This is a genomic window from Pseudomonas sp. CFBP 13710, assembly GCF_014842235.1.
In the GTDB taxonomy this organism is placed as follows: domain Bacteria; phylum Pseudomonadota; class Gammaproteobacteria; order Pseudomonadales; family Pseudomonadaceae; genus Aquipseudomonas; species Aquipseudomonas baltica.
In genome coordinates this window covers 146833-163899 of record NZ_JACYVJ010000007.1, presented here as the reverse complement: position 1 = coordinate 163899, position 17067 = coordinate 146833, and the positions used below count along the sequence as shown (strand labels likewise).

The 17067-nt window shown below is 62.7% G+C and carries 15 protein-coding genes; 2 read left to right on the top strand and 13 right to left on the bottom strand.

Annotation, left to right across the window (positions count from 1 at the left end; all coding sequences use genetic code 11):
* Positions 1 to 45: 45 nt before the first annotated feature.
* Complete coding sequence (locus IFT44_RS16235) at positions 46 to 681, bottom strand: 2OG-Fe(II) oxygenase (RefSeq protein WP_192176225.1); 636 nt, start codon at positions 679 to 681, stop codon at positions 46 to 48.
* Positions 682 to 822: 141 nt separating this feature from the next.
* Between IFT44_RS16235 and IFT44_RS16230 the strand changes: the two genes are divergently transcribed.
* Positions 823 to 1575, top strand: coding sequence for a DUF2059 domain-containing protein (locus IFT44_RS16230; RefSeq protein WP_122479865.1), 753 nt, complete (start codon positions 823 to 825; stop codon positions 1573 to 1575).
* An 86-nt stretch (positions 1576 to 1661) separates the two neighbouring features.
* Here IFT44_RS16230 and IFT44_RS16225 read toward each other — a convergent pair whose 3' ends face one another.
* The 8 genes from IFT44_RS16225 to IFT44_RS16190 all read right to left on the bottom strand — a co-directional run bounded on the left by IFT44_RS16225 (position 1662) and on the right by IFT44_RS16190 (position 10985).
* Entirely contained in the window at positions 1662 to 2585 is a 924-nt protein-coding gene (locus IFT44_RS16225) for an alpha/beta hydrolase (RefSeq protein WP_192176224.1), read from the bottom strand.
* A gap of 65 nt (positions 2586 to 2650) precedes the next feature.
* On the bottom strand, positions 2651 to 3535 hold the full coding sequence (locus tag IFT44_RS16220; RefSeq protein WP_122479867.1) for an ABC transporter permease subunit: 885 nt from the start codon (positions 3533 to 3535) through the stop codon (positions 2651 to 2653).
* Positions 3532 to 4413, bottom strand: a complete 882-nt coding sequence (locus IFT44_RS16215) for an ABC transporter permease subunit (protein ID WP_163007645.1) — start codon at positions 4411 to 4413, stop codon at positions 3532 to 3534. The genes IFT44_RS16220 and IFT44_RS16215 overlap by 4 nt, the downstream gene beginning before the upstream one ends.
* A gap of 35 nt (positions 4414 to 4448) precedes the next feature.
* On the bottom strand, positions 4449 to 5591 hold the full coding sequence (gene potA / locus IFT44_RS16210) for a polyamine ABC transporter ATP-binding protein (RefSeq protein ID WP_122479869.1): 1143 nt from the start codon (positions 5589 to 5591) through the stop codon (positions 4449 to 4451).
* Positions 5592 to 5647: 56 nt separating this feature from the next.
* Positions 5648 to 6742 (bottom strand): polyamine ABC transporter substrate-binding protein, encoded by a 1095-nt coding sequence (locus IFT44_RS16205; RefSeq protein WP_122479870.1) that lies wholly within the window; start codon positions 6740 to 6742, stop codon positions 5648 to 5650.
* Between the two features lie 193 nt (positions 6743 to 6935).
* Positions 6936 to 8033, bottom strand: a complete 1098-nt coding sequence (locus tag IFT44_RS16200) for a polyamine ABC transporter substrate-binding protein (protein WP_122479871.1) — start codon at positions 8031 to 8033, stop codon at positions 6936 to 6938.
* Between the two features lie 212 nt (positions 8034 to 8245).
* Entirely contained in the window at positions 8246 to 9610 is a 1365-nt protein-coding gene (locus IFT44_RS16195) for an aspartate aminotransferase family protein (RefSeq protein ID WP_122479872.1), read from the bottom strand.
* 16 nt (positions 9611 to 9626) lie between these two features.
* Positions 9627 to 10985, bottom strand: a complete 1359-nt coding sequence (locus IFT44_RS16190) for a glutamine synthetase family protein (protein ID WP_122479873.1) — start codon at positions 10983 to 10985, stop codon at positions 9627 to 9629.
* A gap of 555 nt (positions 10986 to 11540) precedes the next feature.
* Between IFT44_RS16190 and IFT44_RS16185 the strand changes: the two genes are divergently transcribed.
* Positions 11541 to 12917, top strand: coding sequence for a glutamine synthetase family protein (locus tag IFT44_RS16185; protein ID WP_122479874.1), 1377 nt, complete (start codon positions 11541 to 11543; stop codon positions 12915 to 12917).
* Between the two features lie 306 nt (positions 12918 to 13223).
* Here IFT44_RS16185 and ssuB read toward each other — a convergent pair whose 3' ends face one another.
* From ssuB to IFT44_RS16165, 4 genes are all read right to left on the bottom strand, one after another.
* A complete protein-coding gene (gene ssuB, locus IFT44_RS16180) occupies positions 13224 to 14036 on the bottom strand; it encodes an aliphatic sulfonates ABC transporter ATP-binding protein (protein WP_122479875.1) in 813 nt (270 codons plus the stop codon).
* A complete protein-coding gene (gene ssuC, locus IFT44_RS16175; protein ID WP_192176223.1) occupies positions 14033 to 14821 on the bottom strand; it encodes an aliphatic sulfonate ABC transporter permease SsuC in 789 nt (262 codons plus the stop codon). Before ssuC ends, ssuB begins: the two co-directional genes overlap by 4 nt.
* Positions 14822 to 14830: 9 nt before the next feature.
* Positions 14831 to 15976, bottom strand: coding sequence for an FMNH2-dependent alkanesulfonate monooxygenase (gene ssuD, locus IFT44_RS16170; protein WP_185794713.1), 1146 nt, complete (start codon positions 15974 to 15976; stop codon positions 14831 to 14833).
* 76 nt (positions 15977 to 16052) lie between these two features.
* A complete protein-coding gene (locus IFT44_RS16165) occupies positions 16053 to 17018 on the bottom strand; it encodes a sulfonate ABC transporter substrate-binding protein (RefSeq protein ID WP_185794712.1) in 966 nt (321 codons plus the stop codon).
* Between the last annotated feature and the right edge of the window lie 49 nt (positions 17019 to 17067).

Below are 17067 nucleotides of genomic sequence, written 5' to 3'. Positions count from 1 at the left end.
CCCTGTAGGAGCGGCTAGTAGCCGCGAACCAGGCGACGCGGTGTATCAGAACGGCTCGTTGCCCCGACGGCGGAACCAGCCGGTCAGCGACAGCCGATTGCGCTGCGCCGGCATCACTTCGTGCGGCACCTCGCCGGAAAGAAACACCACCAGCGTGCTACCGATCGGCTGCACGTCGTACACCGTGTCGCCTTGCAGGTACATACGCAACTGACCGCCATCCTCCTCGCCCCAATCCGCATCGTTCAGGTACAGCACCGCTGACACCATGCGCCGGTCATCGTCGCGAAAGCGATCCAGGTGACGCAGGTACACGCTGCCCGGTGGGTACAGGGCGAAATGGCATTCGAAGTCTTCCAGGCCCAGAAAAAGACCACGATTGAGCGCTTCGCGCAGGCTGTCCATGATCTGCATGTAGGCGTCGCACGGCACGGCTTCGCCCGGTTCGATCCACTGGATGCGGTCACCGCGAATGCCTTCGCGGATCTCCTGGGATGGACCGCGCCCGACGGCCGCCGGCGCCAGTTCGCCTTGGGCATGGCGGGTACGGCACTCGGCCGCCAGCGCCAGGGTCAAAGCCTGGGGCACGAAGAGTTCCTGCTGCGACCAGCCGTGCTCGGCCAGGTCGTCGACGATGCGCAGCAGCAGTGGATGATCAGAAGGTATTTGCATGCCCGGCATAGTATCCATACGCCTGCAAAACCGACAGAGGCTTGCACGAGGTCGCTGCGCAGTCGATGCATCGAGGCGCAGCGTGCATGTCACTTCTCGACAAAGCCAGGCAATGCCACGGACAATGGCCCCTTGCCGACAGGAGTCCCTATGCGCCGCGTCCTTGTGTTCTTGATGATGTTCAGTACGACGCCCGCCTGGGCCGACGACCACGACCTGCTGTACAAGGCCGCTGGCTGGCCTGAACAAAGGGCGCATTTCAGCGACGCCCTCAAGGCGGCCCAGCAGCGCTACCAGAGCAGCTTGCCACCGGCGGTTTTCCAGGCACTGGTGAGCAACAGCGACCAACGCTTCGCGGCCCAGGCCATGGACCAGCGTGCCGAAGCGCGGCTGCGTCAGGGGTTGGCCGATCCCAAGCCTGCCCTCGCCTTCTTCGAGTCTGCCCTGGGCCGCAAGATCGTCGCCGCCGAGCTGCTGGCCACCCGCAGTGATCAACTGGCCAAGAACGCCCAGGGCCTGCCGAAACTGCAGGTCGAGTCGACCCGCGCGCTGTTGATCGGCCATCTGGCGCAGGCACTGCCGGCGCGCCAGGCGGGCGCAGAGGTCAGCCTGGCGATCGCCGGGGTGGCCGCCGACAGCCTCAGCTCGATGATTCCAGGTCTGTTGGGGGGCGGCCAGGCTGCAGGTCTGCTCGATGGCCAGCGTGAGCGGCTGCAACAGCAGATCGCCATCGACCTGAACAATACGCTGCTGTACGTGTACCGCGAATTGTCCGATCCGGAGCTGGAGGAGTTCGTCGGCTTCGCCGAGTCTGCCGCTGGCCAGGCTTATTATCAGGCGGCCCTGGAGGCGGTACGGGCAGGATTGGCGGTTGGACAGACACCGGGCAAGGCGGGAAACTGAGGGGCGCCGTTCGCGGCCGCTGACCCACCCGCAGCAATGGCCCACCCCCGTAGGAGCGGTCAGCGGCCGCGAAGCCGACGACTCGGTTACAGATTCTGTTCGAAGAAATCGAAACACTTCGCCCGAATCGCAGGCAGCTCATTGACCAGATGATGCCGGGCCCCCGCCACCTGCAACACCCGCACCTCGGCGAACTTTGCGCGCAGCACCTTGAGGTTGTGCCGCCAATCCACGGTGTCGTCATCCTCTCCCTGCACGACCACCACCGTGCGCGGGCTGCGCGGCGCTGCCTCGATGTGCTGCACCCACTGCACCAACGCCCCCACCCACGCTGTCGGCAGGCGCACGGGCTGCAGCGGGTCCGCCTGCAGGAACGGCATGAAATCCGGGTCGTTGGTATTGACGCTGAACCGCCTGGCAATGCCGTTGACGAACGGCTTGAGCACGCGATAGCTGAGTTTGGACAAACCCCATGCGCTGGGCCGCACCAGCGGCGCCATCAGCAGCACCTGCCCCTGCGCCGCGGACTGCGCGCCCTGGTGCAGCAGATGGTCGACGATGATCGCGCCACCGGTGCTCTGCCCCAGCAAGTGCCAGGGCTGCGGCAGCTGCAGGGTACATGCTTCGGCGAACAGGCCATCGAGCGTGGCCTGGTAATCGGCAAAGCTGTGAATGCTGGCTCGCTCGCCGCTGGACAGACCATGGCCCGGCAGGTCGCAGGAAATGACCGCGAAGCCACGCGCCAAGGCCCACTGCACGGCGTGCCGGTACAACCCCATGTGATCGTAGAAACCGTGCATGACGAAGAGCGTGGCGACAGGCCGCTCCGACAGCCACACTTGGGCCACCAAGTCGAAGCCGGCAGCACTGAAGCGCCCCAGCCAGCTTTGTACGGGCAGGTCTAGCTGATAGAAGCGCTGGTAGGCCTGAGCCTCAGCGGACAGCGGCTGTCGGGCGCCCAAGGGTGGCAGGGAATTTCGCAGGGTGTCGGGATGAAATGCAATGGGCATGGACGATTGTTCCAAGGCAATACGTGTGCTGGCAAGGGCGCTGGAGACCCAGCGCCCTTGCCTCATCACACCGACGCTGCCGGCCGCTGAGTCTTCGGCTGTTGCCAGGAGTTGGCGGCGCTTTCCTCGATGGCTTGCTGGATCGCCTTGCGACGACGCTCTTCGGCCCGACGCCCGAAATACCACACCAGGAACGTCACCAACGAAACGGCCAGCAGAATCAGGCTGGCCACCGCATTGATCTCAGGCTTCACGCCCAGACGGACCGCCGAAAACACTTCCATCGGCAGGGTCGTGGAACCCGGCCCGGAAACGAAGCTGGCCAGCACCAGATCGTCCAGCGACAGCGCGAAGGACATCATCCCGCCGGCCGCCAGCGATGGCGCGATCATGGGAATAGTGATCAGAAAGAACACCTTCCAGGGCCGCGCACCCAAGTCCATGGCCGCCTCTTCGATCGACAGGTCCAGCTCGCGCAACCGCGATGACACCACCACCGCCACGTACGAGGCACAGAAGGTGGTATGAGCGATCCAGATCGTGGCGATGCCACGCTCCTGCGGCCAGCCGATCACCTGGGCCATGGCCACGAACAGCAGCAGCAAGGACAGACCGGTAATCACCTCGGGCATCACCAGCGGCGCCGTCACCAGGCCGCCGAACATGGTGCGCCCCTTGAAGCGACTGATGCGCGTCAGCACGAACGCCGCCATGGTCCCCAGGGCCACGGCCGTCACTGCCGTGTAGCAGGCGATTTCCAGCGAGCGCATCACCGCGCCCATCAGCTGGGAGTTGTCCAGCAGGCCGACGTACCACTGCACCGACCAGCCGCCCCAGACCGTCACCAGGCGCGAGGCGTTGAAGGAATAGATGACCAGGATCAGCATCGGCGCATAGATGAACACCAGACCCAGCACCAGGATCAGTTTGGAGAACCCGAAACGCTTCATGCCTTGCCCTCCAGTTCTTTGGCCTGGCTGCGATTGAACAGCACGATGGGCACGATCAGAATTGCCAGCATCAACACAGCCAATGCCGAGGCAACGGGCCAGTCACGGTTGTTGAAGAATTCCTGCCACAACACGCGGCCGATCATCAGGGTTTCCGGGCCACCCAGCAGCTCGGGAATCACGAACTCGCCGACCACCGGAATGAATACCAGCATGCAGCCGGCGATGATGCCGTTCTTCGACAACGGCACGGTGATTTTCCAGAAACTGTTGAAGGTGCTCGAGCCCAGGTCGGAGGCGGCCTCCAGCAAGCTGTTGTCATGCTTCACCAGATTGGCGAACAACGGCAGGATCATGAACGGCAGGTACGCATAGACCACCCCGATGTACACCGCCAGGTTGGTGTTGAGAATCTGCAGCGGCTGATCGATCACCCCCAGCCACATCAGGAAGGCATTGAGCAGGCCGTTGTTGCTCAGGATGCCCATCCAGGCATACACGCGGATCAGGATCGCCGTCCAGGTCGGCATCATGATCAGCAGCAGGAGCACGGTCTGCAGGTCCTTGCGTGCCTTGCTGATGGCATAGGCCATGGGATAGCCGAGCAGCAGGCAGATCAGGGTGCTGAAGAAGGCCATCTTCAACGAGCCCAGATAGGCCGAGATGTACAGATCGTCTTCGGTGAGCAGCGCGTAGTTGGCGAAATTGAGGATCAACTCGAACTTCTGTTCGGCGTAGCTCCAGATTTCGGTGTACGGCGGGATCGCCACGTCGGCTTCGGCGAAGCTGATCTTGAGCACGATGAAGAACGGCAGCATGAAGAACAGGAACAGCCACAGGAACGGTACGCCGATGACCATCTGGCGACCGTTGGGGATGATCCTCTTGAGCTTGCGTTTGATCTTGCGCAGCTTCATGAGCGCAGTACCACGCCGCTGTCGTCTTCCCACCAGACGAACACTTCGTCGTCCCAGGTCGGCCGGGCGCCACGGCGCTCGGCGTTGGCCACGAACGACTGCACCAGCTTGCCGCACGGCAACTGCACGTGGAACACCGAATGGCCGCCCAGGTAGGCGATGTCATGGACCTTGCCGCGCGACCAGTTGTGTTCGCTGTCGGGCTGCTGGGTGGTCACCAGCATCTTTTCCGGGCGAATGGCGTAGGTCACGTTCTTGTCTTCGGCAGCGGTACTTACACCGTGACCGACATAGATGCTGCGCTCCAGCTCCGGGCTGCTGATCAGTGCGTAGCCTTCCATGTCCTCGACCACCTGGCCTTCGAACAGGTTGACGTTGCCGATGAACTCGCACACCAGGCGGCTGGTGGGGGTTTCGTAGATGTCGATCGGGCTGCCGATCTGCGCGATCCAGCCCAGGTGCATGATGGCGATGCGCTGGGCCATGGTCATGGCCTCTTCCTGGTCGTGGGTCACCATCACGCAGGTCACGCCGACCCGCTCGATGATCTCCACCAGTTCCAGTTGCATCTGCGAGCGCAGCTTCTTGTCCAGCGCGCCCATCGGCTCGTCGAGCAGCAACAGCTTGGGCTTTTTCGCCAGCGAGCGTGCCAGCGCAACGCGCTGGCGCTGGCCACCGGACAACTGGTGCGGCTTGCGCTTGCCGTACTGGGTCATCTGCACCAGCTTGAGCATTTCCGCCACGCGTGCGTCGATTTCGGCCGCCGGCAGTTTGTCCTGCTTGAGCCCGAAGGCGATGTTCTGCGCCACGGTCATGTGCGGAAACAATGCATAGGACTGGAACATCATATTGATCGGCCGCTCGTAGGGCGGCATATCGGTGATGTCCACACCGTCGAGGAAAATACGCCCCTCGGTCGGCCGTTCGAAGCCAGCCAGCATGCGCAGCAGGGTGGACTTGCCGGAACCGGACCCGCCCAGCAAGGCGAAGATCTCACCCTGGTTGATTTCCAGCGACACGTCGTCCACGGCCACCGTTTCGTCGAATTTCTTCGTTACCTTTTCGATCCGGACCAGCACCTTTTTCGGTTGCTGGCTGCCTTCGAGGGCTTTTTTGTAGGCGCTGGAGGCAACAGCCATTCACGAAACTCCCAAACTTGAGTGGGGGCGGCTCTGGATCGGGCCGCCCCGAGTAGTTATTTGCCCGACTTGACCTTGGTCCAGCTGCGGGTCATCAAACGCTGCACCTTGGGCGGCAGCTCGACGTTGACGTAGAGCTTGTCCTGGATGGCCTGTGGCGGGTAGACCGCCTCGTCGTTGCGCACGTCCTGATCCATCAGCTCGCCGGACTTGAGATTGGGGTTGGCATAGCCGACATAGTCGCTCACCTTGGCAATCACTTCAGGTTTCAACAGGTAGTCGATGAACGCCAGGCCCTGCTTGGCATCCGGCGCATCGGCGGGGATGGCCAGCATGTCGAACCACAGGTTGCCGCCTTCCTTGGGAATCGAGTAGGCCAGCTTGATGCCCTTGCCGGCTTCCTCGGCCCGTGCCTTGGCCTGGAATATGTCGCCGGAATAACCCACGGCCACACAGATGTTGCCATTGGCCAGGTCGCTGATGTACTTGGAGGAATGGAAGTAGGTCACGTACGGACGGACCTTGAGCAGCTTGGCCTCGGCTTGCTTGTAGAGCTTCTCGTCGGTGGTGTTGGGGTCCAGGCCCATGTAGTTGAGCACGGCCGGGAACATCTCGTCGGGCGAGTCGAGGAAGGCGACGCCGCACTTGGACAGTTTCTTGATGTTTTCGGGCTCGAACACCATGGCCCAGGAGTCGATCTTGTCGACGCCCAGCACGGCCTTGATCTTTTCCACGTTGTAACCAATGCCGTTGGTACCCCACAGATAGGGAACGGCGTACTGGTTACCCGGATCGTTCTTTTCCAGGCGCTTGAGCAGCACCGGATCAAGGTTGGAATAGTTGGTCAGCTGGGCCTTGTCCAGTTTCTGGAAAGCCCCGGCTTTGATCTGTTTGCCCAGGAAGTGGTTGGACGGCACCACCACGTCGTAGCCGGTATGGCCGGCCAGCAACTTGCCTTCCAGGGTTTCATTGGAGTCGAAGACGTCGTAGATCGGCTTGATCCCGGTGGCGGCTTCGAAATCCGCCAGGGTGCTCTCGCCGATGTAGTCGGACCAGTTGTAGATGTGTACGGTGCCTGCCGCTTGAGCATTGAGCGCCAGGGTCAGACCCGCACCGATCAGCATGGCCTTGCGAAACAAAGAGTGTGACAAGTGGAGGTCCTCTCAAGCGTTTGTTCTATAAGACAAACCGGCGCGCAACTTACAGCCCATGCGCGCGCGCCGCAATTGCTGATTCACCTGGCCCGAGCTCGCGGTGCGCCATTCGTGGCCACGGGCCGCTCCTACGGGGTATGTGTGGGAGCGGTCATCGGCCGCGAAAGGCGCATCGCAATACCAGCCCGGCTTACTTGCCCGACTTAATCTTGGTCCAGCTGCGCGTCATGATGCGCTGCGTCGCCGCCGGCAGGTCGGCAATGGCATACAGCTTGGCCTGCACATCGGCCGGCGGGTAGATGCCCGGATCGCCGCTGATGGCTTTATCCACCAATGCTGTTGCAGCCTGGTTACCGTTGGGGAACTGCACGCTGTTGGTGATCTCGGCCATGACTTCCGGTTTCATCAGGAAGGTCATGAACTTGTAGGCGCCTTCGACGTTCTCGGCATCCTTGGGGATGGCGACCATGTCGAAGAAGCTGCCAGCGCCTTCCTTGGGAATGTTGTAGCTGACCTTGACCTTGCCACCCGCTTCTTCGGCGCGCGACTTGGCCTGGTAGATGTCACCCGAATACCCCACGGCCACGCAGATATTGCCGTTGGCCAGGTCGGAGATGTACTTGGAGGAATGGAAGTAACCGATCGATGGACGCACCTTGAGGAACAGCGCCTCGGCCTCGGCAAGCTGCTTCTTGTCCTGCGAGTCCGTCGGGTAGCCCAGGTAATGCAGGGCGATCGGCAGCATCTCGGTGGGCGAATCAAGGAAGCTGATGCCGCACGACTTCAGCTTGGCCGCGTTTTCCGGCTTGAACAGCAGGTCCCAGCTGTTGGTCGGTGCATCGGCGCCCAGCGCAGCCTTGACCTTGTCGGCGTTGAAGCCGATGCCGATCGAGCCCCACATGTACGGGAAGGCATGCTTGTTGTCCGGGTCGCTCACCGACACCGCCTTGAGCAGCGATTCGTTGAGGTTTTTCCAGTTCGGCAGTTTCGAGCGGTCCAGTTCCTGGTACACACCGGCCTTGATCTGCTTGGCCAGGAAGTTGTTGGAAGGCACGACGATATCGTAGCCGGACTTGCCGGCCAGCAGTTTGGCTTCCAGGGTTTCGTTGCTGTCGAATACGTCGTAGACGACCTTGATCCCCGACTCCGCCTCGAATTGCTTGATCGTGTCCGGCGCGATGTAGTCCGACCAGTTGTACACGTGCAGAACCTTGTCGTCTGCCTGCGCAGCACTGGCCATCGCCCCCATCAGGGCCACGGCGAGGAGGGTCTTGCCAAATATCTTCATGCGTTGTGCTCCTAAATGTTCTTGGTCTTAACCTGATGCCAATATTGATCGAGTGCCGTGTTTTGATGATCCGTAGGAGCGGTCATTGGCCGCGAAGAAACCACTGCGGTATCAGTCGAGACCGCGTCGCAGCTTTCGCGGCCGGTGACCGCTCCTACGGAACGCCGTCGCATTTTGCGTACCGATGCTCCCGACGGGAGCAAGCCTAGCATCTAGCCCCCGAGTGCTTCGAGTGTCAGGTCCAGGCAAAGCCGTGCCTTGCTCACCAGCTCGTCGATCTCGGCGTGGCTGATGACCAGCGGCGGTGCAATGATCATGGTGTCACCGACGGCCCGCATGATCAGCCCGTTGTCGAAGCAGAACTGCCGACAGATCATACCGGCGCCCCGCCCTTCGTGACGGCTGCGAGTCGCCTTGTCCTTGACCAGTTCGATGGCGCCGAGCATGCCCAGGCCACGGACCTCACCCACCAGCGGATGGTCCTGCAGTTCGCGCAGACGCTTTTGCAAATACGGTGCCGCATCGGTCCGGACCGTGTCGACGATGTGCTCGTCGCGCAGGATACGCAGGTTTTCCAGCGCCACCGCCGCCGCGACCGGATGCCCGGAATAGGTGAAGCCGTGGTTGAAGTCGCCACCCTGGTTGATCACCTGCACCACCTCGTCGCGCACGATGACGCCGCCCATGGGGATGTAGCCGCTGGTGAGGCCCTTGGCGATGGTCATCAGGTCGGGCGCCAGATCATAGTAGTCGCTGCCGAACCAGTGGCCGGTACGGCCGAAGCCGCAGATGACTTCATCGGCCACGAACAGGATGTCGTAGCGCGCCAGCACTTCCTTGACCTTCGGCCAGTAGGTCTCGGGCGGAATGATCACACCGCCGGCGCCCTGGATCGGCTCGGCGATGAACGCCGCGACGTTGTCTTCGCCCACTTCCAGGATCTTCTTTTCCAACTGCTCGGCGGCCCAGATGCCGAACGCGTCCGGGGTCATGTCACCGCCCTCGCCGAACCAGTACGGCTGGGCAATGTGCACGATGCCCGGGATCGGCAGATCGCCCTGCTCGTGCATGCCCGCCATGCCGCCCAGGCTGGCGCCGGCCACGGTGGAGCCGTGGTAGCCATTGATGCGGCTGATGATCACCTTTTTCTCGGGCTTGCCCTTGAGCGCCCAGTAATGGCGCACCAGGCGCAGCACGGTGTCGTTGCCCTCGGAACCGGAGCCAGTGAAGAACACATGGTTCATGCCCTCGGGCGCCAGGTCGGCGATGGCCTTGGCCAGCTCGAGAGCGGGCGGGTGGGCGGTCTGGAAAAACAGGTTGTAGTACGGCAGTTCGCGCATCTGCTTGCTGGCTGCCTGCACCAGTTCCTCGCGACCGTAGCCGATCGCCACGCACCACAGGCCGGCCATGCCGTCGAGGATCTTGTGCCCTTCGCTGTCCCACAGGTACACGCCGTCGGCCTTGGTGATGATCCGCGGACCCTTCTGCGCCAGCTGCGTGTAGTCGCTGAACGGCGCCAGGTGGTGGGCGCTGCTCAAGTCTTGCCAATGCTGGGTCTGGGGGTTGTTGTTGCTCATCTGTCGCTCCTTTTTCTCACACCGCGAACAGCAGGAACTCACGTTCCCACGAGCTGATCACGCGTTTGAAGTTTTCGTGTTCGGCGCGCTTGACCGCAACATAGCCAACGACGAATTTCTTGCCCAGGTACTTCTCCACCGTCTTGCAGTTTTCCATGCGCTCCAGCGCATCCTCGATGGTCAACGGCAGGCGCAGGTTGCGCCGTTCGTAGCCACGGCCCTGCACCGGCGCACTCGGGTTCAGGCCCTCGACCATGCCGATATAGCCGCACAACAGGCTGGCGGCGATGGCCAGGTACGGGTTGGCATCGGCGCCCGGCAAGCGGTTCTCGACCCGCCGGTTCTGCGGCGTGGCGTCGGGCACGCGCAGGCCAACGGTGCGGTTTTCCTCGCCCCACTCGACGTTGACCGGCGCCGAAGTGTCGGGCAGGAAACGACGGAACGAATTGACGTTGGGCGCGAACAGCGGCAGCAGTTCGGGAATGAATTTCTGCAGGCCGCCGACGTGGTGCAGGAACAGCTGGCTCATCGAGCCGTCTTCATTGGCAAAGATGTTCTTGCCGGTGGCCGAATCGACGATGCTCTGGTGCAGGTGCATGGCACTGCCCGGCTCGCCCGTCATCGGCTTGGCCATGAAGGTGGCGGCGACGTTGTGCTTGAGCGCGGCCTCGCGCATGGTGCGTTTGAACACCAGGATCTGGTCGGCCAGGTGCAGGGCATTGCCGTGCCGGAAGTTGATTTCCATCTGCGCCGTGCCGTCTTCGTGGATCAGGGTGTCGAGGTCAAGGTTCTGCGCCTCGCACCAGTCGTAGACGTCTTCGAACAACGGATCGAACTCGTTCGCCGCCTCGATGGAAAACGACTGTCGACCGGTTTCCGGGCGTCCCGAGCGGCCGATCGGCGGCTGCAGCGGGAAGTCCGGGTCTTCGCAGCGCTTGGTCAGGTAGAACTCCATCTCCGGCGCCACGATCGGCTGCCAGCCTCGGTCCGCATACAGTTTCAAGACCTTCTTGAGCACGTTGCGCGGCGACAGCTCGATGGGGTTGCCCTGCTTGTCGTACGTGTCGTGGATGACCTGCGCCGTGGGCTCTATGGCCCAGGGAACGAGAAACACCGCGTTCTCGTCGGGGCGGCAGATCATGTCGATGTCGGCAGGGTCGAGCAACTCGTAGTAGATGTCGTCTTCTACATAGTCGCCAGTCACGGTTTGCAATAGAACACTTTCCGGCAAGCGCATGCCTTTTTCGGCGATGAACTTGTTGGTCGGGGAAATCTTGCCGCGGGTGATCCCGGTGAGGTCGGCGATCAGGCATTCGACTTCGGTGATCTTGTGATCTTTCAACCAATCGGTGAGCTGGTCGAGGTTGGGACTCATAAATACCTCAGGAGGCCATTGACCTGGCTCGCGGCGAGCCGGGCACGAGTTGACGCGTGGGCGTCGTTGGGAAAGCGGTCAAGCGAGGGCTGCACACTGCCCACCCGGCCTCTCGATACCCGGCCGGAACGTGAAGCTCAGGGTAGCGGTTTCGGGGCTCAGGCAGTACAGGAGGGACAAAAAAACAGAGACGCAACGCCGTGGGCTGTCAATTATTCTGGTCGCCGGCAACCGGTGGCTGCAGCGAGCTCCATCAGATAATGGCAGGCGTGCCATGACTCACCCTCGGTATTATTGAAATGGCGGGTTGAAAACGAGCTTAGCCTTGTTCATTTTTTTCCACAACTATCAGGCGGCAAACTTCCGCAGACACTTTTCAGCCAGTTGCAAGGCACCGTAATTGCCAGGCGCATGCGCCCCGATATGCAGCAAAAGAGGCTCAACAGCGCTCTTTCAGGGCAAAACCCGGCTCGCTTGACTTAGTGTTGGCTTTCGGATTGACTGAAACCTGTTCGACCCAATGATTGATATTTTTAACAACAAAGGTGTTGCATCATGTCGGTACCCCCGCGTGCCGTTCAGCTTAACGAAGCGAACGCATTCCTTAAGGAACATCCTGAGGTTCTGTACGTCGACCTTCTGATTGCAGATATGAATGGTGTGGTGCGTGGCAAGCGCATCGAGCGCACCAGCCTCCACAAGGTTTACGAGAAAGGCATCAACCTGCCCGCCTCGCTGTTTGCCCTGGACATCAACGGCTCTACCGTGGAAAGCACCGGTCTTGGCCTGGACATCGGCGATGCCGATCGTATCTGCTACCCCATTCCCGACACCCTGTGCAACGAGCCTTGGCAGAAGCGCCCTACCGCGCAGTTGCTGATGACCATGCACGAACTCGAAGGCGAGCCGTTCTTCGCCGACCCGCGTGAAGTGCTGCGCCAGGTCGTCGAGAAGTTCGACGCCATGGGCCTGACCATCTGCGCCGCCTTCGAGCTGGAGTTCTACCTGATCGACCAGGAAAACGTGAACGGTCGACCGCAGCCGCCGCGCTCGCCGATCTCCGGCAAGCGTCCGCATTCGACCCAGGTGTATCTGATCGACGACCTGGACGAGTACGTGGACTGCCTGCAGGACATCCTCGAAGGGGCGAAGGAACAGGGCATCCCGGCCGACGCCATCGTCAAGGAAAGTGCGCCGGCGCAGTTCGAGGTCAACCTGCACCACGTCCCGGATGCCATGAAGGCCTGCGACTATGCAGTGCTGCTCAAGCGCCTGATCAAGAACATCGCCTACGACCACGAGATGGACACCACGTTCATGGCCAAGCCCTATCCGGGCCAGGCGGGCAACGGGCTGCACGTGCACATCTCGATCCTGGACAAGGACGGCAAGAACATCTTCACCAGTGAGGATCCCGAGCAGAACGCCGCATTGCGTCACGCGATCGGCGGTGTGCTCGAGACCCTGCCCGCGTCGATGGCGTTCCTGTGCCCGAACGTCAATTCGTACCGCCGCTTCGGTGCTCAGTTCTACGTGCCCAACTCGCCCTGCTGGGGCCTGGACAACCGTACCGTTGCCTTGCGCGTGCCTACCGGAACCCCGGATGCCGTGCGCCTGGAACACCGCGTTGCCGGCGCCGATGCCAACCCTTACCTGTTGATGGCCGCAGTATTGGCCGGCGTGCACCACGGCCTGACCAATCAGGTCGAGCCCAACGAGCCGGTGACGGGCAACTCCTACGAGCAGAACGAGCAGAGCCTGCCGACCAACCTGCGCGATGCCCTGCGCCTGCTGGACGACAGCGAGGTGTTGGCCAAATACATCGATCCGAAATACATCGATATCTTCGTGGCCTGCAAGGAAAGCGAGTTGGAAGAATTCGAGCACTCCATCTCGGACCTCGAGTACAACTGGTACCTGCACACCGTATAAGGGCCGGACCCTGTGGTATGCCAGCCATACCACAGCGTTCATGAACGCGTCTTCTGGCCTGCGGTGCGGCAGGTGCACCGCGTCGCACCCGGACGCGGCTTGCGCCGCTGCTACAGGGTTTCATCGTGTCATCTGAATGCGGTGTGTCTTCTGGGCTGCGGTGCGGCAGGTGCATCGCGTCGCACCCGGACGCGGCTCGCGCCGCTGCTACGGGGGATCGCCGTTTCGTCTAGGTATGCAGTCCCTGTAGCAGCGGCGCGAGCCGCGTCGGCGGTACGTGCGGATACCTGACGTACCGCGTCCGGATCAGCGTGCCCAGCGCAACTGGGTCGGCAACGGCGACGGCGGCTCGGGCTCCGGTGGATTGCCCGGCAGCGCCAATACTCGATTGAGCACTTCGCTTTCCAGCGCCGCCAGGCGATGGGAACCGCGAGCGCGCGGACGTGGCAACTCGACGGCCAGGTCAAGACCAATGCGCCCCTCCTCGATCAGAATCACCCGGTCGGCAATCGCCACCGCCTCGGCCACATCGTGGGTTACCAGCAACACGGTGAAACCGTGCTTGCGCCACAGGCTCTCGATCAACTGCTGCATCTCGATGCGCGTGAGCGCATCCAGCGCCCCCAAGGGCTCGTCCAGCAGCAACAGCCGCGGCTTGTGAATCAGGGCCCGCGCCAGCGCCACGCGCTGCTTCTGCCCGCCGGACAACCCCGCCGGCCACTCATCGGCGCGCTCGGCCAGGCCCACCGCTTCGAGCGCCTGCAAGGCCTGCTCGCGCCAATTGCCGGACAGCCCCAGGCCCACGTTGTCGATCACTCGTTTCCATGGCAGCAGGCGGGCTTCCTGGAACATCAGCCGGGTGTCGTTGCGCGCATCGCTGAGCGGACCGGAACCTGCCAGTAGTTGTCCGCTGGTGGGTTGGTCGAGTGCTGCCAGCAGGCGCAGCAAGGTGCTCTTGCCGCACCCGCTGCGGCCGACGATGGCCACGAACTGCCCGGCCGGAATGTTCAGGTCGATCTCGCGCAGTACCTCGCGCTCGCCAAAGGTCTTGCGTAGCTGGCGAACCGCCAGTGGAATCCCGCGCCGCAGGTTCTGCGGCTGTTCCTTGAAAACGGTCATGCTGCACCTCCCTTGGTTTGGTAGGCCGGGTGCCAGCGCAGCCACACTCGCTCCAGCCCACGCGCCGCCAAATCGGCCAGCTTGCCGAGAATCGCATAGAGCACGATGGCCAGCACCACCACGTCGGTCTGCAGGAATTCGCGCGCGTTCATGGCCAGGTAACCGATGCCGGAGCTGGCGGAAATGGTTTCCGCAACGATCAGCGTCAGCCACATCAGGCCGAGGGCGAAACGCACGCCGACCAGAATGGAAGGTAACGCCCCGGGCAGAATCACCTGCCAGAACAAACGAAATCCGGACAGGCCATAGCTGCGTGCCATTTCCACCAACGCAGGGTCGGCGTTCTTGATGCCGTGGTAGGTGTTCAGGTAGATCGGGAACAATGTGCCCAGCGCGACCAGAAAGATCTTCGCCGACTCATCGATACCGAACCACAGAATCACCAGCGGAATCAACGCCAGGTGCGGGACGTTGCGGATCATCTGCACCGAGGTGTCGAGCAGGCGCTCGCCCCAGCGCGACAGGCCGCTGATCAGCCCCAGTAGCAGACCGATGCCGCCACCGATGGCGAAGCCGATGCCCGCGCGCCAGCCGCTGATGGCCAGGTGCGTCCAGATCTCCCCGGACTTGAACAGCGCGACGCCTGCAGCGAACACCGCGCTGGGCGCTGGCAGGATCCGCGTCGACAGCCAGCCGACGCTGACCGCCAGCTGCCAGATCAACAGCAGGCCCACCGGCAGCGCCCAAGGCGCCAGCCGGTGGACGATTTTGCTCGTTGTACTCATGGCAGTTTCTCAGCGCTGGGCGGCCTTGGGCAAAATGTCGTTGGCCACCATCTCACCGAACGGGCTGACGTAGTTGGCGCCGGTCGGCGCTTCCGGGCGCTGCACGTCCAGGTGCGGGAACAACAGCTCGGCCACGCGGTACGACTCTTCCAGGTGCGGGTAGCCGGAGAAGATGAACGTGTCGATGCCCAGTGCGGCGTACTCCTTGACTCGCTCGGCCACCGTCGGGCCGTCACCGACCAGCGCGGTTCCGGCGCCGCCGCGGACCAGGCCGACGCCGGCCCACAGGTTGGGGCTCACCTCCAGCTTGTCCTTGCTGCCGCCATGCAATGCGGCCATGCGCTGCTGACCCACCGAATCGAAGCGCGCCAGCGAAGCCTGGGCGCGGGCAATGGTATCGTCGTCGACATGGGCGATCAGCCGCTCGGCGGCCTGCCAGGCTTCTGCATTGGTTTCACGCACGATCACGTGCAGGCGGATTCCGAAGCGTACGGTCCGGCCGAGCTTGGCGGCCTTCTCGCGCACCTGGGCGATCTTCTCGGCCACCGCTGCCGGTGGCTCGCCCCAGGTCAGGTACATCTCCACCTGTTCGGCGGCAAGGTCTTGAGCCGCATCGGAAGACCCGCCGAAGTACAGCGGCGGACGCGGCTGCTGCACCGGCGGATAGAGCAGCTTGGCGCCTTTGACGGTGAGGTGCTTGCCATCGTAGTCGACCGTTTCGCCTTCCAGCACGCGGCGCCAGATACGGGTGAATTCCACCGACGCCTCGTAGCGCTCCTCGTGGGTAAGGAACAGACCGTCGCCGGACAGCTCGTCAGGGTCGCCGCCAGTGACCAGGTTGAACAGCGCGCGGCCGTTGGACAAGCGGTCCAGGGTCGCTGCCTGACGCGCGGCCACGGTGGGCGAGATGATTCCAGGGCGCAGGGCAACCAGGAATTTCAGGCGCTGGGTGACCGGAATCAACGAGGCCGCCACCAGCCAGGAGTCTTCGCAGGAGCGCCCGGTAGGGATCAGTACGCCGCCGTAGCCGAGGCGATCGGCCGCCTGCGCGATCTGTTGCAGGTAACCGTGGTCGACTGCCCGTGCACCTTCGGAGGTGCCCAAGTAATGACCGTCGCCGTGGGTGGGAAGAAACCAGAAAATATTGAGGCTCATGGAGTTGTCTCCTGACGTGGCTCGGAACCGATGCGCGGGCACCGGTGCAGTTGTGCGATGGCGGGGGCGCAGCGGATCACGGTGCCTTGGCAACGTTGGCCGGCGGTGTCCAGATCACATCCTGAATGCGCAGCGGCTTGGGGATCAGCTTGAGCTGGTGAAAGCTGTCAGCGATCTTCTGCTGCGCGGCGACGGTCTGCGGGTTGAGAAATTGCGCGCCGTAGCCTTGGCGTTTCACCGAGGTCAGGGTGATGTCCGCTGGCAGGCCCAGCAACGGTGCGACCTGGGCGGTCACTTCTTCGGGATGCGCCTTGGACCACTCGCCCACGGCGCGTACCTCCTCGACCAGCGCGGTGATCACCTCGGGGTGCTGCTCGGCATAGGGTTTGGTGGCCAGGTAGAACTGCAGGTTGTCGACGATGCCCTGGCCGTTGCGCAGGGTGCGCGCCTGCAACTGCTGCTCGGCCGCTGCCTGGTAGGGATCCCAGATCACCCACGCATCGACGCTGCCGCGCTCGAACGCCGCGCGGGCATCGGAAGGCGGCAGGTAGACGGTCTGGATGTCGGAGTACTTGAGCCCGGCTTCTTCCAGCGCGCGCACCAGCAGGTAATGCACGTTGGAACCCTTGTTCAGCGCAACCTTCTTGCCCTTGAGTTCAGCGACCGAGCGGATCGTCGAATCCTTGGGTACCAGGATCGCTTCGCTGGTCGGGGCTGGCGGCTCGTAGGCCACATACAGCAGATCGGCCCCGGCGGCCTGGGCGAATACCGGCGGGGTTTCACCGGTCACGCCGAAATCGATCGAACCGACGTTCAGCCCTTCGAGCAACTGCGGGCCGCCGGGAAACTCGGTCCATTTGACGTCGACGCCCTGGGCCGCCAGGCGTTTCTCCAGCGTGCCCTTGGCCTTGAGCAGCACCAGCGTGCCGTATTTCTGGTAACCGATGCGCAGGGTTTCAGCCTGGGCCTGGGTGATGGCGCCGAACGACACAGCCGCAGCAAACAGTGCGACCACGCCACGACGCAAGAACAGGGTGCGCATGGCACTCTCCTTCTGCAGGGGGAATTGGGTTGCACCTGCTTGCCCGTTG